The sequence below is a fragment of the Arthrobacter subterraneus genome, from assembly GCF_900099735.1.
In the GTDB taxonomy this organism is placed as follows: Bacteria; Actinomycetota; Actinomycetes; order Actinomycetales; family Micrococcaceae; genus Arthrobacter_D; species Arthrobacter_D subterraneus.
Genome location: NZ_FNDT01000017.1, coordinates 1 through 25577, shown reverse-complemented (window position 1 = coordinate 25577; position 25577 = coordinate 1). Strand labels below are relative to the sequence as shown.

At 64.4% G+C, this 25577-nt stretch carries 23 protein-coding genes and 1 pseudogene; 13 read left to right on the top strand and 11 right to left on the bottom strand.

Going from position 1 to position 25577, the window contains the following annotated elements; translation table 11 throughout:
- Positions 1-35 precede the first annotated feature (35 nt).
- The 10 genes from BLS52_RS14725 to BLS52_RS14680 all read left to right on the top strand — a co-directional run bounded on the left by BLS52_RS14725 (position 36) and on the right by BLS52_RS14680 (position 10793).
- Positions 36-1031 carry an acyl-CoA thioesterase gene (locus BLS52_RS14725; RefSeq protein WP_090587700.1) on the top strand — a complete coding sequence of 332 codons (996 nt, stop codon included), beginning with the start codon at positions 36-38 and terminating at the stop codon, positions 1029-1031.
- Positions 1032-1043: 12 nt separating this feature from the next.
- Complete coding sequence (locus BLS52_RS14720; RefSeq protein WP_026544380.1) at positions 1044-1940, top strand: LysR family transcriptional regulator; 897 nt, start codon at positions 1044-1046, stop codon at positions 1938-1940.
- 69 nt (positions 1941-2009) lie between these two features.
- The gene (locus BLS52_RS14715) at positions 2010-3152 is read left to right on the top strand and encodes a tartrate dehydrogenase (protein ID WP_090587697.1); all 1143 of its coding nucleotides are present in this window, start codon (positions 2010-2012) and stop codon (positions 3150-3152) included.
- A gap of 70 nt (positions 3153-3222) precedes the next feature.
- The gene (locus BLS52_RS14710; RefSeq protein ID WP_175460188.1) at positions 3223-4227 is read left to right on the top strand and encodes a tripartite tricarboxylate transporter substrate binding protein; all 1005 of its coding nucleotides are present in this window, start codon (positions 3223-3225) and stop codon (positions 4225-4227) included.
- Positions 4228-5787 carry a tripartite tricarboxylate transporter permease gene (locus BLS52_RS14705; RefSeq protein ID WP_090587694.1) on the top strand — a complete coding sequence of 520 codons (1560 nt, stop codon included), beginning with the start codon at positions 4228-4230 and terminating at the stop codon, positions 5785-5787.
- 2 nt (positions 5788-5789) lie between these two features.
- Positions 5790-6230 (top strand): tripartite tricarboxylate transporter TctB family protein, encoded by a 441-nt coding sequence (locus tag BLS52_RS14700; protein WP_090587693.1) that lies wholly within the window; start codon positions 5790-5792, stop codon positions 6228-6230.
- Positions 6231-6256: 26 nt separating this feature from the next.
- Positions 6257-7348: a tartrate dehydrogenase gene (locus tag BLS52_RS14695; protein WP_090587691.1), complete on the top strand. Its 1092-nt coding sequence runs from the start codon at positions 6257-6259 to the stop codon at positions 7346-7348.
- Positions 7345-8511, top strand: a complete 1167-nt coding sequence (locus tag BLS52_RS14690) for a mandelate racemase/muconate lactonizing enzyme family protein (RefSeq protein ID WP_026544384.1) — start codon at positions 7345-7347, stop codon at positions 8509-8511. The genes BLS52_RS14695 and BLS52_RS14690 overlap by 4 nt, the downstream gene beginning before the upstream one ends.
- Entirely contained in the window at positions 8511-9503 is a 993-nt protein-coding gene (locus tag BLS52_RS14685; protein ID WP_090587689.1) for a 2-hydroxyacid dehydrogenase, read from the top strand. Before BLS52_RS14690 ends, BLS52_RS14685 begins: the two co-directional genes overlap by 1 nt.
- A gap of 87 nt (positions 9504-9590) precedes the next feature.
- Positions 9591-10793: an IS30 family transposase gene (locus BLS52_RS14680; RefSeq protein WP_090587688.1), complete on the top strand. Its 1203-nt coding sequence runs from the start codon at positions 9591-9593 to the stop codon at positions 10791-10793.
- Between the two features lie 78 nt (positions 10794-10871).
- Here BLS52_RS14680 and BLS52_RS14675 read toward each other — a convergent pair whose 3' ends face one another.
- The 6 genes from BLS52_RS14675 to BLS52_RS14650 are packed head-to-tail and all read right to left on the bottom strand — an operon-like array spanning position 10872 to position 17381.
- On the bottom strand, positions 10872-11726 hold the full coding sequence (locus BLS52_RS14675) for an HpcH/HpaI aldolase family protein (RefSeq protein ID WP_175460187.1): 855 nt from the start codon (positions 11724-11726) through the stop codon (positions 10872-10874).
- Positions 11711-12496 (bottom strand): 2-oxo-hept-4-ene-1,7-dioate hydratase, encoded by a 786-nt coding sequence (hpaH, locus tag BLS52_RS14670; protein WP_090587686.1) that lies wholly within the window; start codon positions 12494-12496, stop codon positions 11711-11713. Before hpaH ends, BLS52_RS14675 begins: the two co-directional genes overlap by 16 nt.
- A 2-nt stretch (positions 12497-12498) precedes the next feature.
- Positions 12499-13584 (bottom strand): 3,4-dihydroxyphenylacetate 2,3-dioxygenase, encoded by a 1086-nt coding sequence (gene hpaD, locus BLS52_RS14665; RefSeq protein ID WP_090587685.1) that lies wholly within the window; start codon positions 13582-13584, stop codon positions 12499-12501.
- A gap of 35 nt (positions 13585-13619) precedes the next feature.
- Positions 13620-15155 carry a 5-carboxymethyl-2-hydroxymuconate semialdehyde dehydrogenase gene (gene hpaE, locus BLS52_RS14660; RefSeq protein WP_090587684.1) on the bottom strand — a complete coding sequence of 512 codons (1536 nt, stop codon included), beginning with the start codon at positions 15153-15155 and terminating at the stop codon, positions 13620-13622.
- Positions 15152-15880 (bottom strand): GntR family transcriptional regulator, encoded by a 729-nt coding sequence (locus BLS52_RS14655; RefSeq protein WP_245702887.1) that lies wholly within the window; start codon positions 15878-15880, stop codon positions 15152-15154. The genes hpaE and BLS52_RS14655 overlap by 4 nt, the downstream gene beginning before the upstream one ends.
- 1 nt (position 15881) lies before the next feature.
- On the bottom strand, positions 15882-17381 hold the full coding sequence (locus tag BLS52_RS14650) for a fumarylacetoacetate hydrolase family protein (RefSeq protein ID WP_090587682.1): 1500 nt from the start codon (positions 17379-17381) through the stop codon (positions 15882-15884).
- A 227-nt stretch (positions 17382-17608) separates the two neighbouring features.
- On the opposite strand from BLS52_RS14650, the gene BLS52_RS14645 reads away from it, so the two are divergent.
- Entirely contained in the window at positions 17609-19504 is a 1896-nt protein-coding gene (locus BLS52_RS14645; RefSeq protein ID WP_090587680.1) for an FAD-binding monooxygenase, read from the top strand.
- Positions 19501-19977, top strand: coding sequence for a ribonuclease E activity regulator RraA (rraA, locus tag BLS52_RS14640; RefSeq protein ID WP_090587679.1), 477 nt, complete (start codon positions 19501-19503; stop codon positions 19975-19977). The genes BLS52_RS14645 and rraA overlap by 4 nt, the downstream gene beginning before the upstream one ends.
- Before the next feature lie 336 nt (positions 19978-20313).
- Here rraA and BLS52_RS14635 read toward each other — a convergent pair whose 3' ends face one another.
- From BLS52_RS14635 to BLS52_RS14615, 5 genes are read right to left on the bottom strand one after another with little or no spacing between them, the layout of a single operon-like run.
- Entirely contained in the window at positions 20314-21000 is a 687-nt protein-coding gene (locus BLS52_RS14635) for an HAD-IA family hydrolase (protein WP_090587677.1), read from the bottom strand.
- Positions 20997-22043 carry an NAD(P)-dependent alcohol dehydrogenase gene (locus tag BLS52_RS14630; RefSeq protein WP_090587676.1) on the bottom strand — a complete coding sequence of 349 codons (1047 nt, stop codon included), beginning with the start codon at positions 22041-22043 and terminating at the stop codon, positions 20997-20999. The genes BLS52_RS14635 and BLS52_RS14630 overlap by 4 nt, the downstream gene beginning before the upstream one ends.
- A gap of 26 nt (positions 22044-22069) precedes the next feature.
- Positions 22070-22969 carry a carbohydrate ABC transporter permease gene (locus BLS52_RS14625; protein ID WP_090587674.1) on the bottom strand — a complete coding sequence of 300 codons (900 nt, stop codon included), beginning with the start codon at positions 22967-22969 and terminating at the stop codon, positions 22070-22072.
- Positions 22966-23823 carry a carbohydrate ABC transporter permease gene (locus BLS52_RS14620; protein ID WP_090587672.1) on the bottom strand — a complete coding sequence of 286 codons (858 nt, stop codon included), beginning with the start codon at positions 23821-23823 and terminating at the stop codon, positions 22966-22968. Before BLS52_RS14620 ends, BLS52_RS14625 begins: the two co-directional genes overlap by 4 nt.
- A 59-nt stretch (positions 23824-23882) precedes the next feature.
- A complete protein-coding gene (locus BLS52_RS14615; protein ID WP_090587671.1) occupies positions 23883-25256 on the bottom strand; it encodes an ABC transporter substrate-binding protein in 1374 nt (457 codons plus the stop codon).
- 126 nt (positions 25257-25382) lie between these two features.
- Between BLS52_RS14615 and BLS52_RS14605 the strand changes: the two are divergent.
- Positions 25383-25577: pseudogene (locus tag BLS52_RS14605) on the top strand (ISL3 family transposase); the annotation flags it as partial.

Genomic DNA, 25577 nt, shown 5'->3' with positions numbered 1-25577 from the left:
CACGAAAGTTCCGGGTTCCGATACGGTAAACAACCATGGATAACAGGACGCAAGGACGCGTCGACAAGGCTGACCGACCCAACCCCCACTCAGTGACGCTGCGGTTCCTGGCCGCCCCGACGGACCTCGGCCACAGCGGCTCCGTGGATGCCGGAACGGTACTCGAGTGGGTGGACAAGGCCGCCTACGCCGCCGCCGTGGGATGGGCCAAGAGCTACTGCGTGACGGCGTACGTCGGGAACATCCATTTTGCGGACCCGGTGAACGTCGGCGACATGGTCGAAGTTGAAGCCACCATCGTCTATACCGGCAAGTCCTCCCTGCACATCCAGACGGTTGTCTCCTCCGGGGACGTCCAGGGCGGTGAAGCGACCATGCGGAGCCAGTGCCTCGTGATCTTCGTGGCGGTAGGGCCGGACGGCAAGCCGGTGCCGGTACCGCAGTTCGAGCCCTCTGTGCCCGAGGAGGTCGAACGGCGGGATCACGCGGTTGCGCGGATCGAGGTGCGGGACGCCATTGTCGCCGCCATGAAACGGCAGGAATATACCGACGCCGGCACCGCCGAACGGGTGACCCTCCGCTTCCTCGCCGCGCCCACCGACGTCAACTGGGGCGGGAAGGTGCACGGCGGCACGGTGATGGACTGGATCGACGAAGCCGCCTACGTGTGCGCCACCCGTTACTGCGGGCAGGACACGGTGGCAGTCTTCTCCGGCGGAGTGCGGTTCTACCGCCCGCTGCTGATCGGCGATCTCGTGGAGGTGGAGGCGCGGCTGGTCTACACGGGCAACAAGGGCATGCACATCGCGGTGCACGTCCGTTCCGGCAAGCCCACCGGGCGAGACATGCAGCTCACCACCTACTGCCTCACGGTGATGGTGGCGCGCGACGAGACGGGCACAGCGGTCCCCGTACCACCCTGGATTCCACACTCCGAGGAGGACAAGCGCCTCGCCGCGCACGCCCGTGAGCTGCTGGAGATCCGCGGCCGGGCCCCGGGCAGCAGCCTCCCGAACCACCTCTCCCGGTAGCGCAGGAGCAGCATGGATATCCGGCATCTGAAGTACTTCCTCGGGGTCGTTGACCACGGCGGCTTTGGACGCGCCGCAGAACACCTCCTGGTGGCCCAGCCCTCACTCTCGCAGGCCGTGCTGGCACTGGAGCGTGAGCTTGGCGTGCAGCTGTTTCACCGGACGGGACGGCAGGTGGTGGTCAGCGCGGAAGGCCGGGCGCTGATAGAACCGGCACGCCGGGCCGTGCGCGACCTTGACGCGGTGAAGTTCACCGCGGACTCACTCAAGGGCGCGCAGGTGGGACAGGTGGACATAGCGCTGCTCCCTTCCCAGGCGGTGGAACCGTTCAGCACCCTGGCCGTGCGGTTCGGCCGGCTCTTCCCGGCAATGACCATCAGCGCGCAGCCGGCCTACACGGGCGCAGACGTGATGGCGATGTTGTCTGACGGCTCCTGCGAACTCGGACTCTTCGGCAGCGCCCCCTTTTCCCCGCCGCCGGGTATCCGGCTGGAAACGCTCGAGGATCAGGAGATGGTGCTCATCGGTCTGCCGGGACAACCGTTCGCCGACGGGTCCACGGTGCATCCTTCCGAGCTGGCAGGCCAGCGCCTGATCACCTCTCCGGCAGGAAGCGTCATGCGGCATGTGGTGGACGAGATCCTCGCTTCCGGCGTGGACGCCCACATCGCCGTGGAGGTGGCGCACCGCTCCACCCTCCTGCCTCTCGTCCTCGCAGGCGGAGGCCTCACCATCCTGGCTGCGGCCTGGGCCGATCTTGCGCGGCGTTGCGGAGCCGCCGTCATGCGCCTGGAACCGACGTCCACCCTGCGTGTCACGCTGGCCTACCGGGCCGCCGGACCGCTCACCTCGGCGGCCGAGGCCTTCGTCGGGGTCACCCGTGAATACATCTCTGGCAAGGACCTATAGGTATTTCCTATTGCCCGCAGAGGAGAAAAGTCTGAGACATGGCTCACCATGTGACCTAGTGTCGAAGGCATGACCCCCCAGCCCTTTCGCATTGCAGCAATCCCCGCCGACGGCATTGGCCAGGAGGTGACGGCCGCAGGGCAGAAAGTGCTCGACGCCGTGGCGAAGAACTCCGACGGAGCGTTTGCTTTCGAGTGGACCGAGTTCCCGTGGGGTTCCGATTACTACGCTGAGCACGGCGTCATGATGGCCGACGACGGCCTGGACCAGTTGCGTGATTTCGATGCCATCTACTTCGGTGCCGTCGGCTGGCCCTCCGTCCCGGACCACATCAGCCTCTGGGGTCTTCGCCTCGCAATCTGCCAGGGCTTCGACCAGTGGGCCAACGTCCGGCCCGTCCACTTCCTGCCCGGCATCACCAGCCCGCTGCGCAAGGCGGATGACACCAAGCTGGAGTGGATCGTTGTCCGGGAAAACAGCGAAGGGGAGTACGCGGGCCTCGGCGGGCGCAACCTCGGAGCCCGCGGCCACGGCGGCGAGGTCGCCGTGCAATCCTCGCTCTTCACCGAGGTGGGCTGCGAGCGCATCATCCGGTTCGCGTTCGACATCGCCCGCACCCGCGACCGCCGCAAACTCTCCAGCGTCACCAAGAGCAACGCCCAGCAGTACGGCATGGTGCTCTGGGATGACGTCTTCAAGCGGGTGGCGAAGGATTACCCCGATGTGGAGACGGAGAGCGTCCTGGTGGACGCAATGGCCGCGAAGTTTGTCCTGAAACCGGAGGAACTCTCGGTTGTTGTCGCATCGAACCTCAACGCAGACATCCTCTCGGACCTCGGCAGCGCACTTGCCGGCAGCCTCGGCCTCGCCAGCAGCGCCAACTACAACCCTGAACGGCGCTTTCCCAGCATGTTCGAGCCGGTCCACGGCTCGGCACCGGACATCGCCGGCCAGGGCATCTCCAATCCGATCGGCGCCATTGCCAGCGCCGGCCTGATGCTGGAGCACTTCGGCCTCACCGCAGAGGCCGAAAACCTGGCGCGTGCAATCCGCGCCACCACCGCCGCCGGCGTCCTCCCCAGGGACCTCGGCGGATCCGCCACCACAGATGAGGTCACCGACGCCGTCATCGAATTCCTGAAGATCGGTTCACTGAACGGTGAACAGTATGAACACAACCGTGATCTGAGTCACTCCAGCACCGCAGGGTGAGAGTGTTCCCCGGGCCACACAGACCCCCGCACCACCAACGAAGCGCCAACTCTTACCAATGGAGGTAAAGATGAAAAGCCGCCGTACGTTCGCATCCATCGTCGGAATGATCGCCGTCGCCCTCGCCGCGACAGGCTGTGGCGGAGGAGGTGGAGGGGGCGGTGAAGCCGGCGGCGGAGGCGCTGCGGACGAATTCCCGCAGAAGCGCCTCGAATACATCCTGCCGTTCGACGCCGGTGGAGAGTCGGACATCACCGCACGCCTGCAGCAGGAAAAGCTGGCCGAAGTGCTGGGCCAGACCGTCAACATCTCCTACAAGCCCGGCGGCGGCGGCGCCCTGGGCTGGTCCGAGCTCACCCGAATGGCCCCGGACGGCTACAAGTTCATGGGCAGCAACCTGCCGCACATCATCCTCCAGCCAATGCTGCGGGACGACGCCGGCTATGAGACCGAGGACCTGAAGCAGGTCTACATCTTCCAGAGCACACCCAACGCACTGCTGGTTCCGGCGGACAGTGACATCCAGACACTGGACGACTTCATCGAGGCGGCCAAGGCGAATCCCGGCGCCATGTCCGTCGGCGGCAGCGGGGACTTCTCCGCCAACCACATCGGCACACTCATGCTGAACGATATGGCCGGCATCGACGTCACCTACACCCCGTTCTCGGGTACCGGCACGGCTGTTCCCGCCCTGCTCGGCGGACACGTGGACGCGCTGATGTCCTACTCACCGCAGATCTCGCAGCTCGGTGACCAGGTGCGTGCCATCGCCGTCGCCACCGAGGAGCGGATGCCCGGCCTGCCCGATGTCCCGACCTTCGTTGAACAGGGCCATGACCTTGTCGACGGCGCCTACCGTGGCGTCTCGGTCCCAACGGACACCCCGGACGACATTGTCCAGAAGCTTGCGGACGCGTTTGAAGAGGTCAATCAGGATCCCGAATTGGTGACGGCTTTCGAGGAGCAGGCATTTGTCCTGGAGAACTACGGACCTGAAGAGGCCATCGAGCTCACCGAGGAGCGCAAGGCCGTCTACGAGGACCTCCTGACCCGGCTGGAACTGGTTCCGTAAATGTTCGAGGTACTCGGGCAAGGGCTGCTCGCCAACCTTGCCCCGTCCATGCTGCTCCTGGTGCTGATCGGCACCTTGAGCGGCATGGCCCTCGGGGCAATGCCGGGCCTGAGCGCCACCATGGGTGTGGCCCTACTGGTCCCCTTCACTTTCGCCATGGACCCCACCTCCGGGTTGGTCCTGCTCGGCGCCTTCTACATGGGCGCCATCTACGGCGGCTCCTTCACCGCCATCCTGGTCAATGCGCCGGGCACACCGTCGTCCATTGCGACGGCGCTCGACGGCTACCCGCTCACCCGCCAGGGACGCAGCGAATTCGCTATTGTCGGCGCCACCATGGGCTCCTTTGTCGGCGGGATCATCGGCGTGATTGCCCTGATCTTCCTGGCCCCGCCCCTGGCGTCCTTCTCGCTGCGGTTCGGCCCCCAGGAGTACTTCTGGGTGGCGGTCTTCGGCCTCACAATCATCGCCAGCCTGGCCTCCGGTTCGCTGCTCAAGGGACTCATCGGCGGACTACTTGGCCTGCTCCTGGCCACGGTGGGCATTGCGCCGGTGGGCGGTGACGTCCGCTTCACCTTCGGCGAACCGATGCTGCAGGGCGGTGTTCCGCTGGTGCCCGCACTGATCGGCCTGTTCACCATTCCTGAGGTCATCCGCCTCATTGCGCTGCGCACGCGGGACGCCCACATGGTCGACGAGACCCGGCAGAAAGACCGTCTCGGCGGCATGCTGAAGGAGATCCTGAGCCGCCCGGTCAACCTGATCCGCTCGGGCATCATCGGCACCTTCGTCGGCATCCTTCCCGGAGCCGGCGGAAGCGTGGCGAACCTCGTCGCCTACAACGAAGCCAAGCGCGCCTCCAAGCACCCGGAAACCTACGGCAAGGGCGAGATCGACGGCGTCGTCGCCTCCGAGTCGGCGAATAACGGAACGGTCGGCGGCGGGTTCATCCCCACGCTGACCCTGGGAGTGCCCGGAACACCGCCGGACGCCATCATCCTCGGTGTTCTCCTCCTCCACGGTCTTCGCCCCGGCGCCGAACTCTTCACCACCTCCGGGCCGCTGGTCTACACCTTCATCATTGCGCTGGCCGTCTCCGCGGTCATGATGGTGCCGGTGGGACTGGTCGCCGGCCGCGGCCTGCAGCGTGGCGTGATGGCGCTGCCCGTCCGCTACCTCGCCCCCGGGATCACCGTCCTGACCATCATCGGCGCCTACGCCATCCGCAGCTCCGTGGTGGACGTGTTCATCATGCTGGCGCTCGGTGTCGCCGCCTACCTGCTTCAGCGGGTGGGCATCGGCGGAGCGTCGATCGTGCTCGGCCTGGTCCTGGGCACCATCGCGGAGACCGGCCTGGTCCAGGGACTGCTGACCTCGTCAGGCGCCGAGATGCCATGGACTACGTTCTTCACCCGGCCCATCAGCCTGGTGCTGATCGCCATGTGCCTGGTCTCGATCCTCTGGCCCTTCATCCAGAAGCGGCGGACCAAGACGACGACGGCGGGCGGCCAGGCTGCCGTTCCCGCCTCGCAACGTCCCGACACCGGGGAGGGCGACTGATCATGGGAAACATCATTGGCGGCGCCGTCGTCCTCGTCGTGTGTCTGATTTTCTGGGTTCAACGGTCGTATTCAAGTGAATACGGCGGGATCTTCCCGGATGCTGTCCTGGTTGCACTGAGCATCCTCGGCGTGATGCTGGTGGCGCGCGGCGTGCTGTGGCGCGACCGCGAAACCGGCTGGCATGACACCGGCCGGCTCGGTTACAAGGATCTGGGACGGGCGCTCATTCTGCTGGTTGCCTGGGTGGCATCGCTGCCCATCCTCGGGTACCTCTACGGCGGTATCCTGTTCTTTACCCTGGTCGCCGTGATGATGCGCACCTCCCGCCCCACCTGGAAGAACGTGCTCCTCGATTTCGGCGTGGCCGTTGTGGTGGTGGTGCTGTTCTACCTCGCGTTCACCCAGGTCCTCTTCGTCAGCCTGCCGGAACTCTCCCTCTAAACCACCGATCGATCAAAGGAACGTACATGACAAGTCCCAGCTACCGCATTGCCGTCATCCCGGGTGACGGGATCGGCACCGAGGTGATGCCGCCGGCGCAGAAACTCCTCGAACTCGCCGGAACGCGCTACGGCTTCAGCTTCGACTGGCAGGAGCTCGAGTGGGGCTGCGAATACTACTCCCGGACCGGCCGGATGATGCCGGAGGACGGCATCGAACAGCTCGCCGAATGCGACCAGATTTTCCTGGGCGCAGTGGGCTTCCCGGGAGTGCCGGACCACGTCTCTCTCTGGGGACTGCTCATTCCCATCCGGCGGGCGTTCCGCCAGTACATCAACCTCCGGCCGGTCCGCCTGCTCGCGGGCATCGAGAGCCCGTTGCGGAAGGTGCCGGCCGGAGGCATCGACTTCCTGGTGGTCCGCGAGAACAACGAGGGCGAGTACTCCGAGAGCGGGGGCCGGCTCTACCGCGGAATGCCGCAGGAGATGGCCATCCAGGAGTCCATCTTCACCAGGTTCGGCGTCGAGCGGGCGATGAATTACGCGATCAACCTCGCGGAGCAGCGCAAGGGCCAGCTCGCCTCGGCAACCAAGTCCAACGGCATCATCCACACCATGCCGTTCTGGGACGAGATCCTGCGGGACCTCGCCAAGGACCATCCGAACCTCACCGTGTCCGAGTACCACATCGACGCCCTCGCGGCGCTGTTTGTCCTCGATCCGGCGCGCTTCGACGTCGTCGTTGCCTCCAACCTCTTCGGTGACATCCTCACCGACCTGGGGGCCGCGATCATCGGGAGCATCGGCATCGCGCCGTCGGCCAACCTGAACCCCGAGAAGGAGTTCCCATCGATGTTCGAGCCGGTTCACGGCTCCGCTCCGGACATCGCGGGGCAGGGCAAGGCCAACCCCCTGGGCCAGGTGTGGGCGGCGTCCATGATGCTGGACCACCTCGGCCACGAGGACGCCGGGCGGGACCTGATCGCCGCCATGGAACAGGTCCTCACCGAGACCGACATCCGCACCCCTGACCTCGGCGGAACCGCTACCACGGACGAGGTGTCCGATGCCCTGGTGACCGCCTTCGAATCCCTCAGCCCTGCAGGAGTAGAAAAATGAGAATTGTCGAGATCCGCGAAGAAACCCTGCCGATCAGTTCCTCCATCCGGAACGCGTTCATCGATTTCACGAAGATGACGCTCAGCCTCGTCGCCGTGATCACCGACGTTGAACGGGACGGAAAGCCGGTTGTCGGGTACGGCTTCAACTCCAACGGCAGGTACGGCCAGGGTTCACTTATGCGCGAGCGCATCGTTCCCCGGATCATGGAGGCCCGCCCCGAAGACCTGCTCGATGAGACCGGTGACAACCTTGACCCGTCGCTCATCTGGGACGTGATGATGGCCAATGAGAAGCCGGGCGGGCACGGCGAGCGTTCGGTCGCCGTCGGAACCCTGGACATGGCCATCTGGGATGCCGTGGCCAAGATCGAGGGCAAGCCGCTCTTCCGGCTGCTCGCTGAGCGGTACGGGAACAATCAACCCGACAACAAGGTGTTTGTCTACGCCGCCGGCGGGTACTACCAGCCCGGCCGCGGCATCCAGGGCCTGCGGGACGAGATGCAGAGCTACCTGGACCGCGGCTACACCACGGTCAAGGCGAAAATCGGCGGCGCACCGCTGGCCGAAGACCTCCAGCGCATCGAGGCGGTGCTCGACATGCTCGGCCCCGGCCAGAGCCTTGCCGTGGACGCCAACGGCCGGTTCGACCGCAAGACCGCCATCGAATACGCCGAAGCGCTCTCCGCCTATGACCTCTTCTGGTACGAGGAACCCGTGGACCCGCTGGACTACGAGGCGCAGGCCGACGTCGCCGCCGTCTACGCGAAACCGCTGGCCACCGGCGAGAACCTGTTCTCCATGCAGGACGCCCGCAACCTCATCCGTTACGGCGGCCTCCGTCCGGACAAGGACTGGCTCCAGTTCGACTGCGCTCTCAGCTACGGCCTGGTGGAGTACCTGCGGACCCTGTCCATGCTCGAAGAGAACGGCTGGTCCGCGTCCCGCTGTATCCCGCACGGCGGCCACCAAATGTCACTGAACATCGCGGCCGGTCTGGGCCTTGGCGGCAACGAGTCCTATCCCGATCTGTTCCAGCCCTTCGGCGGGTTCCCGGACGGCGTGGCCGTGGAGAACGGCTACATCACGATGCCTGACCTTCCGGGCATCGGGTTCGAAGGGAAGAGCGACCTCTACAAGGTGATGCAGGACCTCAGCGCCTGATGAGCGGTTCCGGAAACCGGCCGCTGGTGGCGGTCACGCGCTCATCCCTCCCGGGCGGGGCCCTCGACCGGCTGCGGAAGCATGCCGACGTCGTCCTCTGGCCGGATGACGATGACGTGCCCGCCGCAGGTGTTGCGCTCCGGGACCTCGCCCGGGGAGCCGATGCGGTGCTGGCCCCCTACGCGAAGGTGGACCGGGAGTTCCTGGAGGCGGTGAGGGGGAGCGTGCGGATTGTCGCCCTGCCCAGCGCCGGCTATGACGCCGTCGACGTCGGTGCTGCGCTCGAGGCCGGGGTGATGATCACCAACGCGCCCGACGTGCTCCACGAAACGACGGCGGACACCACCTTTGCCCTGATGCTCCTGGCGCGGCGCCTCCTGTTCCCGGCCGCCAGGGATCTGCACGAGGGGCGCTGGAAACGCGCGCGGTTCGACGAGCACCTGGGCCTCGATGTCACGGGAGCCACTCTGGGGTTGGCGGGTTATGGGCAGATTGCGCAGGCCGTTGCGCGGCGGGCAGCGGGATTCGGCATGACGGTGCTTCACAGCCTCTCACGCACGGGCACCACGGACCTGTCGACCGCCGTCGAATGGCGTGAGCTGCTGGAACGCTCCGACATTGTCTCGCTTCACGTGCCGCTGACTCCCGAGACCCGGCACCTGATCGGGGCTGCGGAACTGGCCCTCATGAAACCCACCGCGACGCTCATCAACACCGCGCGCGGACCGGTGGTGGACACCGAGGCGCTGCTCCGGGCGCTCGACGACGGTGAAATTCACTCCGCGGGGCTGGACGTTTTCGACGTCGAGCCGCTCCGGGACCCAAAGCATCCCGTGCTGACGCATCCGCGGATCGCCGCGCTGCCGCATGTGGGCTCCGCGACGGAGGCAACCCGGGCGCGGATGGTCGATCACGCCGTCGACAACATCCTTGCTGTACTCGACGGGCGCCCGCCGCTGACCCCGGTCCCGGAGCTGAAGGAACGCGGCTAGCCGGACGGAACTTTTGGGCACGTCCGGTGACTCCGGGGTTGGAAAGTCATACGGTCAGTGCAACGCCTCCCCGAAAGTGGTGTTGTGATGAAGAAGACGTGGTTCCTGCCGGAGCAGTGGGATAAGTTCTACGCGGTGTTGTGCTCGGGGGCCTCATTCAGTGAGGCTGCCCGGGTCGCGGGTGTGTCCCGCAACGGGGCCGCCTATCAGTGGCGTAAAACTGGCGGCATGACATTGATAATGGGCATTCCGGGCGGGCTGGCTGATCCGCCGACATCGGTTGGAACACCGGGGACGGGACGGCTGTCCCTGGTGGAACGGGCCACGATCATGGTCCGGTTACGGGACGGGAAAGGCCACGCCGAGATCGGCCGTGAGCTCGGACGGGACCGTACGGTGATCTGGCGGGAGGTCAAACGCAATACGAACCCGGACGGCTCGTATCAGGCGGATCTGGCCCACGTCCGGGCCCATCAGCGGGCGCACCGTCCCAAGGCGTTCAAACTCACCGCGATGAATCATGACCTGCTGCGTTTCATCGAGGACGCGTTGGAGGACGGGTGGAGCCCGAAGCTGATCTCGCTCGTGCTGGCCAAGGATTACGCCGATGATAAGAGCATGCAGATCAGCCACGAGACGATCTATCAGTGCCTCTACGTCCAGTCCCGCGGTGAGCTGCGTAAGGACCTCTACCGGTATCTGAGCCTGTCCCGGCCTAAGCGGGTGTCCCGGGAGAACCAGCACGCCGGCGGTCGGGCTAAACCGTACCGGGACGCGTTGAAGATCGCGTCCCGGCCCGCCGAAGCCGAAGATCGGGCCGTGCCCGGGCACTGGGAAGGAGACCTGATCATCGGGGCCGGCGGTAAGTCAGCCATCGGCACCCTGGTCGAACGGTCCACTCGCTTCACGATCCTGCTGCACCTGCCCGAACGCCATACCGCCGACGCGGTCGCCGAGGCGATGATCAACGCGATGGGCGACCTGCCGGCCCACCTGCGCCGCTCGGTGACCTGGGACCGGGGAACCGAGATGTCCGGCTATGACCGGATTCAGCTCGAGCTGCAGGCACCGGTGTATTTCTGCGACCCGCACTCACCCTGGCAGCGCGGCACGAACGAGAACACCAACAGGCTCCTGCGGCACTGGTTCGCCAAATCCACCGACCTCTCCGGCTACACCGCTGAGGACCTCAAAACCATCCAGGACAAACTCAACCGCCGACCCCGCCCAACCCTGGACCTGCAAACCCCCGCCCAAGCACTCAACCAAATGCTGCAACAGGCAGCCTAACCCCCACGTTGCACCGACCACTTGACTCTGCCCGTCCGGAAGCCACCATAGGTGCCCGAAAGTTCGGGGAAAATGGGGTCAGTAGCTGGGCCGGAAGTTGCCGCCGCCGTCGTGGGTAGTGGGACCGGCGCCGCCGCTGTCGCCGACGCCGTCGTGGGTTGTGGGAATGAACCGGGCGGCAAGGGCTTCCGACCCGCGGGCCAGCAGCAGGACGTCCGCGCCCACAAAGACAAACCGGGCACCCTTGTCCAGGTAGTGCTGCGCGGTGTCGGGGTTGAAGGCGTTCACGCCCGCCGGTACGCCGGCCCGCACGGCAGCCTCAAGGCAGTGTTCGACGGCGGCACGCACCTCCGGATGCTCCTGCTGGCCCAGGAGGCCCTTCGAAGCGGCGAGGTCGGCGGGCCCCATGAAGATGGCGTCCACTCCGTCGACCTTGAGGATGTCCTCGACGGCCTCGACCGCTGTAGCGGATTCGATCTGTACCGTCACGCTGATTGTTTCGCCGGCGCGCGCGGGGTAGTCGGGAACCCGGTTCCACCGGGCCGCGCGGGCCAGCGCCGAGCCGACCCCGCGCACGCCCTCCGGCGGATACCGGGTGGCGGCCACCGCAGCCTCGGCGTCGGCGACGGAATGGACCATCGGGATCAGCAGGTTCTGCACCCCGAGGTCCAGGTACTGCTTGATCAGCACCGTGTCATTGACGGGCAGCCGGACCATGGTGTGGATGGGGTATCCGTGGATCGCCTGGACCTGGGCCAGAACCGATTCGAGACCGTTGGGGCTGTGCTCCGCGTCCACCAGGAGCACGTCCAGGCCGGAACCTGCACACAGCTCGGCGATCAACGGACTCGCCGAGCACACCCACATGCCTGCGAGCGGACGGTCTGATGAAGCCAGCGCTTCACGGAAGGTGGGGCCTAGTGGAAGTGGCATGTGACAGCTCCTAGGGGTCCGTAGTCGGCGTGGATGGTGTCGCCCCTGTGCACCCAGAGGGGCCGGGTGAACGAGCCGGCGAGAATAATGTCACCGGCCTTCAGGCTATCGCCGTGCGCGGCGATCTTGTTGACCAGCCAGTGCACACCGTTGGCCGGATGGTCCAGCACACCGGCTGCCACGCCGGTCTCCTCAACGGTCTGGTTCTTGTAGAGGATGGAGGAGACCCAGCGGAGGTCCACGGCGTCGGGTTTCACCGGACGGCCGCCCACCACCATCGCGCCCATCGCGGCGTTGTCGGAGATGGTGTCCACGATGGTCCGGCCTTCCATCTCGATCCGGGAATCGAGGATCTCCAGGGCCGGGACCACATAGTCTGTGGCGTTCAGGACATCGAAGATGCTGCAGCCCGGACCCTTGAGTGCGGACTTCAGGACGAACGCCAGTTCCACCTCGACCCGGGGATGCGTGTACTTTTCCCACTCCACCGAGCAGCCGGTTTCCAGCACCATGTCGTCGAAGATGGCTCCGTAGTCCGGCTCGGTGATGCCGGTGGCCGCCTGCATCGCCTTGGAGGTGAGCCCGATCTTGCGGCCCACCAGGGTCCGCCCGGCTTCCTCGTTGCGGCGGCGCCACAGCTGCTGGACGGCGTAGGAATCTTCCACCGTCATGTCCGGGTAGCGTGCGGTCAGCCGGGGAACCGGGGTGCGGCTGCGCCCGGCTTCCACGAGTTCGTCGGCAATGGCCTCTATCGTCGCGTCGTCCAGCATGGCTACAGCTGTGCTCCCAGCTTGAAACCCTGCTGCGCGCCGCCGTCGTCGTCGGATTTGCGGGTATAGGAGAATCCGTCAGCGCCGACCGTGACGGCCATTTCGCTCTTCTCCTCGCGCTCGATGACCGGCTGCGGGTTGCCGTCGAGGTCCAGCACCAGCGAGGCCTCCGTATACCAGGAGGGAACAACAGGGTTCCCCCACCAGTCGCGGCGCTGGTTGTCGTGGACGTCCCAGGTGATGGTGGGGTTGTCCGGATCACCCGTGTAGTAGTCCTGGGTGTAGATCTCGATGCGGTGGCCGTCCGGGTCCAGAATGTACAGGTAGAACGCGTTGGAGACGCCATGGCGTCCCGGGCCGCGCTCAATGCGGTCGCTGATGCGCAGTGCGCCCATCTTGTCGCAGATCTGGATGATGTTGTGCTTCTCATGGGTGGCGAACGCGACGTGGTGCATCCGCGGGCCGTTGCCGCCGGTCAGCGCGGTGTCATGCACCGTCTGCTTGCGGTGCATCCACGCGGCGTAGGTGACGCCGTCGGAATCCTGGATGTCCTCCGAGACCCGGAAGCCCAGGTCCTCCAGGTACTTCCGGCCGCGGGGCACGTCGGGGGTCACCTGGTTGAAGTGGTCCAGGCGCACCAGCTCGCCCGCGGAGTAGAGGTCGTAGCGCTGGGTTAGGCGCTCCACGTGCTCCACCTCGTGGAAGAACTCGTAGGGGAAGCCCAGCGGGTCCTCGACGCGGACTGAGTCGCCGATGCCCTTGGTGAAGCCTTCCTTCCGGCGTTCGGTGCGGCAGCCCAGTTCCTTGTAGTAGGCCTCGGCGGCGTCCACCTCGGCGGGCGACTTCACCCGGTAGGCAAAGGCAGCGACGGCGGCGATCGGCCCCTTGCGCAGCACCAGGTTGTGGTGGATGAACTCTTCCAGGGGCCGCAGGTAGATGTTGTTCTCGTCTTCCTCGGTGACGTGCAGGCCGAGGACGTCGACGTAGAACTCGCGCGACCGGGCGAGGTCGGTGACGACGATTTCCATGTACGCGCAGCGGACAATGTCCGGAGCGGGAAGGGTGGGGGTGGGGACAAAATCAGTCATGGTTTTCTCTTCCTTGAGAAGGGCGTGGGAAGTTGTCAGCCCTCGTTGCGGGCGGCGTCGTCGACGCTGCCGAACTTCGGGGTGTGAACGGCGCCGAGGGTGATGTGCACGGCCTGCTGGTCGGTGTAGAAGTCGATCGAGCGGTATCCGCCTTCATGGCCAAGGCCGGAGGCTTTCACCCCGCCGAACGGGGTGCGGAGGTCGCGGACGTTGTGGCTGTTGAGCCAGACCATGCCGGCCTCCACGTTCTGGGCGAAGTTGTGTGCGCGGGTCAGGTTCTGGGTCCAGATGTAGGCCGCCAGGCCGTACCGGGTGTTGTTCGCCAGAGCCAGCGCTTCGTCGTCGTTCTCGAACGGGGTGATGGCAACAACGGGGCCGAAGATTTCCTCCTGGAAGATCCGCGCTTCGGGCGCGACGTCGGCAAACACCGTGGGCGCGATGTAGTTGCCTTCCGGGAGGTGGTCAGGACGGCCGCCGCCGGCGAGGAGGCGGCCCTCGGACTTGCCGATCTCCACGTAGGAGGCGACCTTCTCATAGTGTTCGGGGTGGACCAGCGCGCCGACCTGCGTCTTGGGATCATGCGGATCGCCGACGACGATGGTCTTCGCGCGGGCGGCGTAGCGCTCGCAGAACTCGTCGTAGATCGCCCGTTCCACGAGGATGCGTGAACCGGCGGTGCAGCGCTCGCCGTTGAGGGAGAAGACGCCGAAGAGCGCGGAGTCAATGGCGGCGTCGAGGTCCGCGTCGGCAAACACCACGCAGGGTGACTTGCCGCCGAGCTCCATCGAGAGGCCCTTGAGGTTGGCGGAGGCGTTGCGGAAGATCGTCTGTCCGGTGGTGGTCTCGCCGGTGAAGGAGATCAGCGGAACGTCCGGGTGCTTCACCAGGGCGTCGCCCGCTTCTTCGCCGAGGCCGTTGACGAGGTTGAACACGCCGTCGGGAAGGCCCGCGTCCTTGAAGATCTGCGCCCACAGGGACGCGGAGAGGGGCGTGAACTCGGCAGGTTTGAGGACCACGGTGTTGCCGGTGGCCAGTGCAGGGGCCAGCTTCCAGGACTCGAGCATGAACGGGGTGTTCCACGGGGTGATCAGCCCGGCCACGCCAATGGGCTTGCGGTTCACGTAGTTGATCTGGGAGCCGGGGACTTTCATGGCGTCGTCGAACTGGGCCACGATGAGGTCCGCGAAGAACCGGAAGTTCTCCGCCGCGCGCAGGGCCTGGCCCTTCGCCTGGGTGATGGGCAGGCCGGTGTCGAAGGTCTCGAGTTCCGCGAGCCGGGATTCCTGGGCCTCGACCGCGTCGGCGATCCGGTTCAGGACACGGGCACGCTCGCGGGGCTTCATCTTCGGCCACGGGCCGTGGGTGAAGGCTTCACGGGCGGCAGCGACGGCGAGGTCGATGTCCTCTTTCTGGCCGGCTGCCGCGGTGGCGTAGTTGTTGTTGGACACGGGGTCCAGGACGTCGAAGGTCTTGCCGCTCACGGAGTCGACGAATTCGCCGTTGATGTAGTGCTGGATGTGCGTGGGCAGGTCCTGCGGGACGTAATGGGTTTCAGGGACGGTAGACGTCATCGTTTCTCTTCCTGACTGGTGGGGAGTGGTTCGGGAATGGCGGACGCCTGCGCGAGGTAGGCGTCGAGGGTTGCGGCGCGGTGCCGGCGTGCCGCGTGTTCGATGGTGTCGGCACTCGCCTGGGACTCAATGAGCTGGAGCAGGTCTTCGTGTTCACGGACAGATTCGCGTGCGCGCCCCGGGACAAACCGGAAGGTGGAGGATCGTAGCGACGCCAGCCGGTTCCAGCCGCGGTGCACGAGGTCGAGGATGTGCGGATTGGGGCAATGTTCAAAAAGGACGCTGTGGAAATCCTGGTTCAGCGCGGTGAAGCGGACCGGGTCGAAGTGGTCCAGGCACTCGCGCATCTCCTCGTTGACGGCACGTGCCCGGGCGATCGCCGCGGAGTCGATCAGCGGCGCCGACAGCGCAGTGGCCGCGCCCTCCACAATGCTGAGGGTCTGCATGGTGTAGAGGTACTCCGTCGGGTCGATCCCGGAGACCGTTGCGCCGACGTTGCGCTCGAACTTCACGAGTCCTTCGGCTTCCAGGCGCCGGATTGCTTCCCGCACGGGCACCACGCTGAAGCCGAGATCCTCGGCGATCTTCACCAGCACCAGGCGGTACCCGGGGGAGAAGGTCCCCTGGACAATACGCGCCTTGATGGAGGTATAGGCCTGCTCGGACTTGCTGCCGGGCTTTATCTCGCCAGCAGTCTGAACGACGACGGATGGCCCGAAGGCGATATCAACCACCGGAGCCGCCTTCCGCGCCGGCCGCCCACTCGCGGTACTTCGCCTTCCAGTCGCCATTCATCGGGAAGAGCCCGTCCACGCTGTGTCCCTGCTTCACCATTTCGAAGATGAAGGTCTCTTCCTTTTCCTGTTCGATGCAGTCGTCCGCGAGCTCCTCAGCCAGCGCCGGCGGGATCACCAGGATGCCGTCGGCGTCGGCCACGATGATGTCGCCGGGCTGCACGGTGGCACCGCCGCAGGCAATGGTGATGTCCGTATCCCAGGGGATGTGCCGGCGCCCCAGCACGGCGGGGTGCGGATTGGAGAAGTAGGTGGGCATGTCGAGTTCCGCGACGGCCGTGTAGTCGCGGACTCCGCCGTCGGTGATGATGGCGGCGGCACCGCGTACCTGCGCACGCAGCGCGAGGACGTCGCCCACTGTGCCCGTGCCCTTCTCGCCGCGTGCCTCCATGACGATGATTTCGCCGTCGTTCACTGAATCGATGGCGCGCTTCTGCGCGTTGAAACCACCGCCGTGGGTCTTGAAAAGGTCCTCCCGGTTGGGTACGTAACGCAGGGTGCGGGCCAGGCCCACCACGCGCCGGTCCGGGCGGGTGCCCTGCAGGCCGTCGATGCTCACGTTGTTGAGGCCGCGCTTGCGCAGCTGGGAGGAGAGCGTTGCCGTGGCGACGCTTTCGAGCTTCTTCTTCAGCTCGGGCGACAGGGCTTCCCCGGCCGGTTCCAGGCCGGCGGCCTCACGTGAACCGTAGGCCTCCTCACGTTGTGCGTCGTCGGCCCTGGGTTGTGCACCGAAGTCGGCGAACGGCTCGGTTCCCTCCACCACGCGGGTTGCCAGGCGGCCGCTGCTGTAGCCGCCCGCGGTGACCTCGATTTCGACGACGTCGCCCGGCTGGGCCACGGACGCGCCGGCCGGGGTGCCGGTGAGGATCATGTCCCCTTCCTCGAGAGTGAGGAGCTGCGACAGGTCTGCGACCAGCTGGGCGAAGGGGAAGAGGAGGTCCTCGGTGGTGTCGTCCTGGACCAGGTCACCGTTGTGCCAGGTCCGGATCCGCAGCGCGGCGGGGTCCACGGCACCGGCCGGGATCAGCTGCGGGCCGACCGGCGTGAACCCGTCGCCGCCCTTCGAGCGAACGTTGGAGCCCTTGTCTGCGTAGCGGAGATCGTAGACACCAAGGTCATTGCTCGCGGTCACCCAGGCAACGTGGCCCCACGCCTCGTCGAGGCTGACCCTGCGCGCCGGTTTGCCGATGATGAGCGCGATTTCTCCCTCGTAGCCCAGCAGCTCACAGCCGAACGGCCGCTCGACAGTGCCTGGATTTCCGGCAGAGCCCAGCGCGAGCGACGACGGCGGCTTGAGAAAGTAGGAGGGCTGCTGCGGAGTGCGGCCGCGCTGGGCGGCACGGCTCGGGTAGTTGATATGGACGGCAATGACCTTGCGGGTCCGGGCAAGCAGTTCCGCGCCGGCTTCCTGCGTCTGGGACTCGATCGTCATTCCGGGGGCTCCTCGTACAGCTGGGATGAAGGGCTACTTTTCAAGTACGAAATCGTATACGATGAGTATTGCCTGTGAAGTGGAGCACGTCAACCCCTCCCGGGGCGCCGGGAATTAGTGTTGTTTCCGCATCTGGGCCGTCATACAGTTCTGGCACCGCCACTCGATTACGCACACGCAGCGGTGGTCCAGGATCCAAGTCCACAAAGAAGTGAGTGAGGAAGCCCGTGCAGTTCCACCATCACGGCTATGTATCCGGTGACCCTCGGGTCCAGCCTGCGGCCGGCGTCGGGCTTAACCGGCCTGAAGAGCTGCCTGAGGAAGTCGACGTCCTGATTGTGGGCAGCGGGCCCGCCGGCATGCTCGCCGCGGCGCAACTGTCCCAGTTCCCGACGATCACCACCCGCCTCGTGGAGCGGCGGCCGGGAAGGCTGGCCATCGGGCAGGCGGACGGCATCCAGGCCCGCAGCGTTGAGACCTTCCAGGCGTTCGGGTTCGCCGAGCGCATCATCGCCGAGGCCTACCGCATCACCGAGATGGCCTTCTGGAAGCCGGACCCGGCAGACCCCTCCCGCATCATCCGGACTGCCCGTCCCGATGACGACCCGACCGGCATCAGCGAATTCCCGCACCTCATCGTCAACCAGGCCCGCGTTCTGGACTACTTCGCCGAGTTCGCGGCGAACGCACCTACCCGCATGAAGCCGGACTACGGGCTGGAGTTCCAGGGCCTTGAAGTCACCGGGGAGGGCGACTACCCGGTCACCGTCACCCTGCTGCACACCGACGGGCCGCTTGAGGGCCAGGAACGGACCGTCCGTGCCAAGTATGTGATCGGTGCGGATGGTGCCCGCAGCAGGGTGCGCAAGGCGATCGGCTGCACCCTTGCCGGTGATGCAGCCAACCATGCCTGGGGGGTCATGGACGTGCTGGCCGTCACCGATTTTCCGGACATCCGGCTGAAGTGCGCCATCCAGTCCGGCCACGGCGGGAGCATCCTGCTCATTCCGCGGGAGGGCGGCCACCTGTTCCGGATGTATGTGGACCTGGGTGAGGTCACAGCGCACACCAAGGGCGACATCCGCAGCACCACCATCGAGGAAATCATCGAGAAGGCCAACGCGATCCTCGCCCCCTACACGCTCGACGTGCGCAACGTCGCCTGGAGCAGCGTGTATGAGGTGGGCCACCGACTCACGGACAGGTTCGACGACGTCCTCCCGGAGGAGCTCGGAACCCGCACCCCGCGCGTGTTCATCACTGGCGACGCCTGCCACACGCACAGCGCCAAGGCCGGCCAGGGCATGAACGTCTCCATGCAGGACGGCTTCAACATCGCCTGGAAGCTGGGCCACGTCCTGGAGGGGCGCAGCCCGGAAAGCCTGCTGTCCACCTACTCCGCGGAGCGCCAGGTGGTTGCCAAGAACCTCATCGACTTCGACAAACAGTGGTCCACGCTCATGGCGAAGAAACCCGAGGAGTTCGAGGACCCCACGGAACTCGAGAACTTCTACGTCCGGACCATGGAATTTCCCGCCGGGTTTATGACTGAGTATTCGCCGTCAATGATCGTGGGGGAGGCAACCCACCAGGACCTCGCCGCCGGCTTCCCGATCGGCAAACGCTTCAAGTCCGCGCCGGTTGTCCGGGTCTGCGATACCAACCCGCTTCACCTGGGCCACCATGCGACGGCGGACGGGCGCTGGCGGATTTATGTGTTCGCCGATGAACCGCTGCCGGGCAACCCGTCGAAGGTCGCCGACTTCGCCGAGTGGCTGGCGACCTCGGCGGAGTCGCCGCTGGCGGCAACGCCCGAAGGTGCGGACCTTGACGCGTGGTTCGACGTCAAGGTGATCTACCAGCAGGATCACAAGAGCATCGACATCAACGCGGTGCCGGCGGTCTTCAAACCGCAGGTTGGGCCGTTCCGGCTGAACTACCTCGAGAAGGTCTTCGGGGTAAACCCGTCCGAGGACATTTTCGAGCTGCGTGGGCTGGACCGGGGCGGCGTCGTCGTCGTTGTCCGTCCGGACCAGTACGTGGCCAATGTGCTGCCGCTGACGGCTAGCGCTGAACTCGGCGCGTTCTTTGCCGGGATGCGGGCGGGGGTGCGGGTACGATGACCACCGCGACGGCAGATCTGTACGACGAGCATGGCGACGATCTCCAGTCAGTCCCGCTGCAGTTCCAGGATCTGGGAGGGGTCCGGGCATTCAGTGGACCGGTGCGGACCGTGAAGTGTCATGAGGACAATGCGCTGCTCAAGTCGGTGCTCTCAAAGCCCGGAGCGGGTGCGGTGCTGGTGGTCGACGGCGGCGGATCGCTTGAGCGGGCGTTGATGGGCGACATGATCGCGACCATCGCCATCGAGAACGGCTGGAGCGGCGTCATCATCAACGGGGCCATCCGCGACCGCGCTGTTCTCGCCGATCTGCAGCTCGGCATCAAGGCGCTCGGCAGCAACCCGCGCAAGAGCACCAAGAACGGGTCCGGAGAGGTTGATGTTCCGGTCACCATAGGGGGTGTGGTGTTCGCGCCCGGGGCCATGGTGCACGCTGACTTGGATGGGATCCTCGTGGAGAAGCCGGCGGCGTAGGGCGCTGCTCGGTTCGCATCTGGCCCGATCTACCGCCGATTCCGTGAGATAGCCTCTGCCCGGGAGTATCGGGTTTTATGCGCGCCTCGCCTTTGAGATCGGCTACTTATTTAGTTGCGGTGACGGACGAGCCATCCGTGCATCAGCATGAGCTCCCGCGATGCTGGCATTGGGGATGGCAGATGTCCGTACTGAACAATGCGGACGCGCACCCATCACGGGGTCTTGCGCCCGCATTGCATCAGCTTTAGTCGGAAAGGCGGCGCAGCAGAAGGCTTATCGTCTGTCCAAATCAGTGATTCCACTTCTTCTGCTGCGCCACAATGGCGCTACATCTCACAGGACGAGTTGCAGACCAATGCGGATGCCCTCGTGGTCAGCGGATGCCACCGTCACTGATACCAGGGATTCGACGACGAAATCTGCATACGGGCTGAGCTCCTCGGCTGTAGCGGTTCCGACGATCGCTACGGTGTCACACCCCGCTCCGCGCGCAGACTTCAAACCTGCCACCGTGTCCTCGAAAGCCAGCGCGCGGCCGGAATGGCGCCGGCCTGCAAGATACGGTGCTGGATCAGGTTTGCCGCGTGCAACGTCATCGCCTGTAACGAGCACGGCAGGAATTCCGAGACCTGCCGCTGTCAGGCGTGCCTCTGCCACCGATCGGGCTGCCGATGTGACGATCGACCAGCGGTTCGGCGGAAGCCGGGTCAGCAGCTCGGTGGCGCCTGGAAGAGTCATGACTGGCGCTGTCGGAGAACTTTCGAGTTCTTCGAGTCTTTTGAGGGCCGCGGATAACCGCTCGGCGACAACCAGTGAACCGAGGAGATCGACCGCAGTCCGTCCGTGAAACGCCCCGCCGGAAGGCACTGTCACTCCTTCTTCCTTCGCAAGCGTGCTCCAGGCAGATTCCACGGCGGCGATGGAGTCGATGAGGGTTCCGTCCATGTCAAAAAGCAACTCGTCCACATGGAGCGTGGCGATCTGCTGTCGAGACCGCCGAAGGTTTTCGACATTTGTCATTGAGCATATTCCGTCAATGAAGGAATGATCATCGTTTTGATGGCGGTCGGATCGGTTTTTGCCTTCATCAGGGCTTCCTCGACTCCATCAAGACCGAAGCGGCCGGTGACAAGCGACGCAACTTCAATAGCGCCTGTAGCGATCAGTTCGATCGCGGTGGGCCAAGTATTGACGTATCGATACGTTCCCGTGAGCACGATTTCGCGGTGCTGGATCATGGCGATCGGGATCTGCAGCTCCTGTCCACCCATGCCGACCAACACTGCTATCCCCCCGGGACGGATGGTTGGAAATGCCGACTGAATGGCCCGGGCGTTCGCGGACGCATCGATATAGACGGTGAAATGCCTATCGTACTTTTCAAGCCCGCCAGCCGCCGGATCAAGCACGGTGCTGGCGCCATGGGACGCCGCGTAGTCCCGCCGATGTGGGATCGGATCACTGACAACGATTTCTGTGGCTCCGAAGGCCCGGGCAACCTGCGCGCAGAGGACCCCGATTGGCCCCGCACCCGTGATCAGTACTTTGGATCCGGCCGTCACCTTACCGCGGCGGCAGGCATGGACGGCCACCGACACCGGTTCTACCAGGGCGGCCTCTTCCGCTGTCATTGTCTTGGGCACGGCGTGAGCGAAATCATCGTCGATAAGGGCATACTCGGAAAATGAGCCGTCTACGGGATAAGCGCCGTAGAAGCGCATGTCGGTGCAGAGGTGGTAACTGCCTTCTTTGCAGAAGTCACACCTGCGACAGGGCATTTGAGGCTCGATGGCGACTTGGGTGCCAATGCGAGCCGGGTCCACGCCTTCGCCTACGGCAACGATCTCACCGGCTGTTTCGTGTCCTAGGACTATTGGGCCATCGACAACGATGTCTCCGATAACGCCTGTCTCGTAAAAGTGCGTGTCAGATCCGCATACGCCGACGGCGGTCACGCGCATCAACACCTGTCCGCGTTGAGGGTGCGGCAAATCGACTCGCTGGAGTTCGATGCTCTTGGGCTCGGTCAGGACGCTTGTGAACATGGTGTCAGGGATGGTCATGGGAACTCCTAAATGGTGTTGGGGCTTCAGCCTTTGACGGTGCCAGCGGTCAGACCGTCGACGACCCAGCGCAGGGAGAGAAGGGCGAACAGGATGCCAGGGATGAGCGAGATAACGGTCGCGGCTGCCATCGGCCCCCAGGCGATCGATTGGAAGGAGATGTACTGCTGGATGCCGGTGGTGATGACTTGGGTATTTCGTCCGCTCAGGACGAGTGGAAGGGTGTAGCTGTTCCACGCCCATATGAAGGACAGCATGAGGCTGGCGCCCAGCCCCGGGGCAATCAGGCGAAAGAGCACGTGGCGGAAAGCGGTCCAGCGGGTGCCGCCGTCGACGGCCACCGCCTCCTCAAGCTCCGGGGGCAAGTCTTCGATGAAGGATCGCAACATCCATACGAGCATCGGCAGGGTCACCAGCTGGTAGGCCAGTATCAGCCCGAGGTAGGTGTCGTTCAAGTTGCTCTGCTGGAAGATCAAATACAGCGGCAGGATGATCAGTAGCTCAGGTGCGAAACGCAGTGAGAGGATACCGAAGGCGATGGACTCCCTGCCCTTGAACGTGAAGCGGGCAAGCGCGTAGGCGGTAGGCAGTCCGATGAATAACGTCAGAACCAATGAGCCGAGGGTGACGATCAGGGAGTTCAGAAACGGGGTCAGAAACTCCGGCCCGCTCAAAACCTGGGCGTAGTTCGCCAAAGTGGGCAGAAAGAAGAACTTCGGAGGGTTGGAAATGATGTCCTCCGGGGTCTTCAACGACATCATGAAAATCCACACGATCGGCGCCAGCGCGAACACCGTCCACCCACTGAGAAGGGCGATGACGACACCGTGTTTGACGTTCTTCTTTCGGCGGCGGCGTTGACTTGCGCTAACGTGCGCACGGGTAGTGCTCTGTGGTAGGGCAGTTTGCTCGAGTGTGGTGCTCATGCCATTGCCTCCTTACGGCGGGCTTTCAGCAGGAAGAACGAGATGAGATAACACAGCAGCCACAAGACGATGAGTGATGCCATGGCCATCCCGAAGTTGAGATTGCGAATTCCGTCGAGGTACGCGAGCACGTGCAGGTTGGTGGTTGCATCAACTGGTCCACCCTGGGTGGTGGTGTAGATGATGTCGAACATCTTCAGCGAATCGATGCCGCGGAAGGTGATGATGACGACCAAGATCGGCATGAGCATGGGTAGGGTCACCGAGATGAAGTTCCGGATTGGTCCCGCGCCGTCGACGGCGGAAGCCTCGCGCAGTTCGGCGGGGATGCTCTTGAGACCTGCCTGTCCAAGCAGGATTACGAAGGGCGTGAAAATCCAGATATCGATCAAGATTACTGACCAGAGCGCGCTATCGGGACCGCTGAGCCATAAGAGTCGCTGCCCGCCGAGCGACTCCAGGAGCCAGTTGACGACGCCGTTTTCCGTCAGCATCACATTCCACATGAGTGCGGCGATGACGGGAGGTAGTAGCAGCGGTAGGACGATCAGCAGACGGAAGGTGTTGCCGTATCGTCCGTAATTCAACAGCATGGCGAGCCCGATGCCGAGTATGCACTCCGCAACGACAACGACCAGCGCATAGGTAAGCGTGACGCCAATGGCATGCAGTCCCTCGCCTGTGGAGAACAGGGACACGAAGTTCTGCCCCCAATTGAACTCAGGTTCTCCGCGGTTGAGTCGATATGAGTTGAACGACCACCAGGCTCCAGTGAGGAACGGGTACAGCATGGCAACGAGAATGGCGATTCCGGGCAAGGCCAACAGATATGGCAGATGGGGCTTATTCTTCATGGAAACCTTCTTGAGGGTCGGACCGTGGCCGACGCGCTTGCGCCGGCCACGGGGGCGCCTTACTTGATGGCTGCGTCGATCTTTGCCGCCGCGTCATCGAGCGCGTCCTTGACACTGGTTTGACCAATGACCGCTGACTGGATTGCCGTTGCCCAGATGTCGCCAACCTCCGGCCAGGTAGAGGACGGCGCATACTGCCATGCGGCGTGCTCAGCGAGGATTTCTTGCCATACCTCGTTGTAGTCATCCCAGCCTTCAGTCGCTGCAGCCATTTCCTCGCTTTCGGCGACGGAGACGCGCGTGGGGTTCATGTTTCCGTCAGCGATAGCTTTCGTGAGCATTTCCTTTGATGTGGCCCACTGAATGAATTGCCATGCAGCGCCTTTTTCTTCGGAAGCCGCGTTCATTCCCAATGACCACAGCCACAAACTAGACGCGCGGCCCTCGGGGCCAGCCGGGGGAAGCTCGTAGCCAACCTTGCCGGCGATCGCACTGCCTTCGCGCTCAAAGTCCGGGGCCATGTGGTCCGCGTCGATGTAGAAGGCGGCATTGCCCGCGATGAAGTCCTGCTGTGCTTCATACCAGGTGTAACTGCTCGCCGCTTGCGGCGCGGTGCCCATGAGTTCCACCCACTTTTCTGTGGCTTCGATGCCTTCGGGCGAGTTGACGGTGGCGACCCCGTCGGTGACGTCCTGCACTCCATAAGCCCCGGCGAAGGTCGAAAACGGATTCAACGTGGGGTAGGTCTTGTCGCCGCGGCTGACGAAACCGGAGATCTTCTTGCCCTCAAATTCGGTGCCGTCGAGCTCCTTCGCGGCCGCGATCAGCTCATCAATAGTTTGTGGTACCTCGATTCCTGCGGCCTCCAGGATGTCCTTGCGATAAAAGAGGGCGTAGCCTTCCTCATTGGCAGGGATGGCCCAAAGGCTTCCCTCGCCAGCACCGCCGAAATCTGTAGTGTCCCAGCGCTCAGCTTCGATGAGGGCTGGATAAAAATCGTCGAAATCGTAATCCGGTGCGGTCTGCTTTTCGTCGTCCACCCATGGCTGAAGATCCTCGATCCATCCGGCGGCTGCATATTGGTAGTTCATGGGCTGGGACGACATGAATACGTCGTACGATCCTGAACCGGACTGTAGCTCAGTCAGGATTTTGACCATATAGTCGGTTTCGGTCAAAGTTTCCAGCGACACCTCAATACCGGTTTTTTCTTCGAACTCCGGAAGATGTTTTTCGATGGCGTTGGAGAGCGGGTGCTCGCTCATCAGAAGATTGAGCTCTCGTCCCTCGAAATTGCGCCAGTCAAACGACTCGACCTCGGCCTGTGCCGTTGGGCTACCACTGCCACCGCATCCCGTCAGGAGCGCACCCACGGCGATCGAGGCAATAGCGGCCCGTGTTAGGTATCCAAAGTTTCCAGACTGCTTTTTCATTTAACGGGCTCTTCGCATTTGAGGGTGTAATCGGAGCGGCTGGGGTGGGCGCGTCGGTCGCTGGATAGAGGTCGAGGCCTTCCGATGATGGAAGTTCCTACACTGCCCATCTGAAAGACCTCGACGATGCTCCACGCTACCTTCGCTGCGCCTGATCTGACCACGTTCTGCCGTCTCGATGAGCTCGGCCTCGAAGCCGTTGGGCAGCATCTGGGCCCTGAGCGGGCGGTGATCAAGTGCCGTGTCGTTAAAGCGGATCCGTGGTGCCAGTCCTGCGGAGCAGAGGGCGTGCCACGAGACACGATCACCCGTCATCTTGCG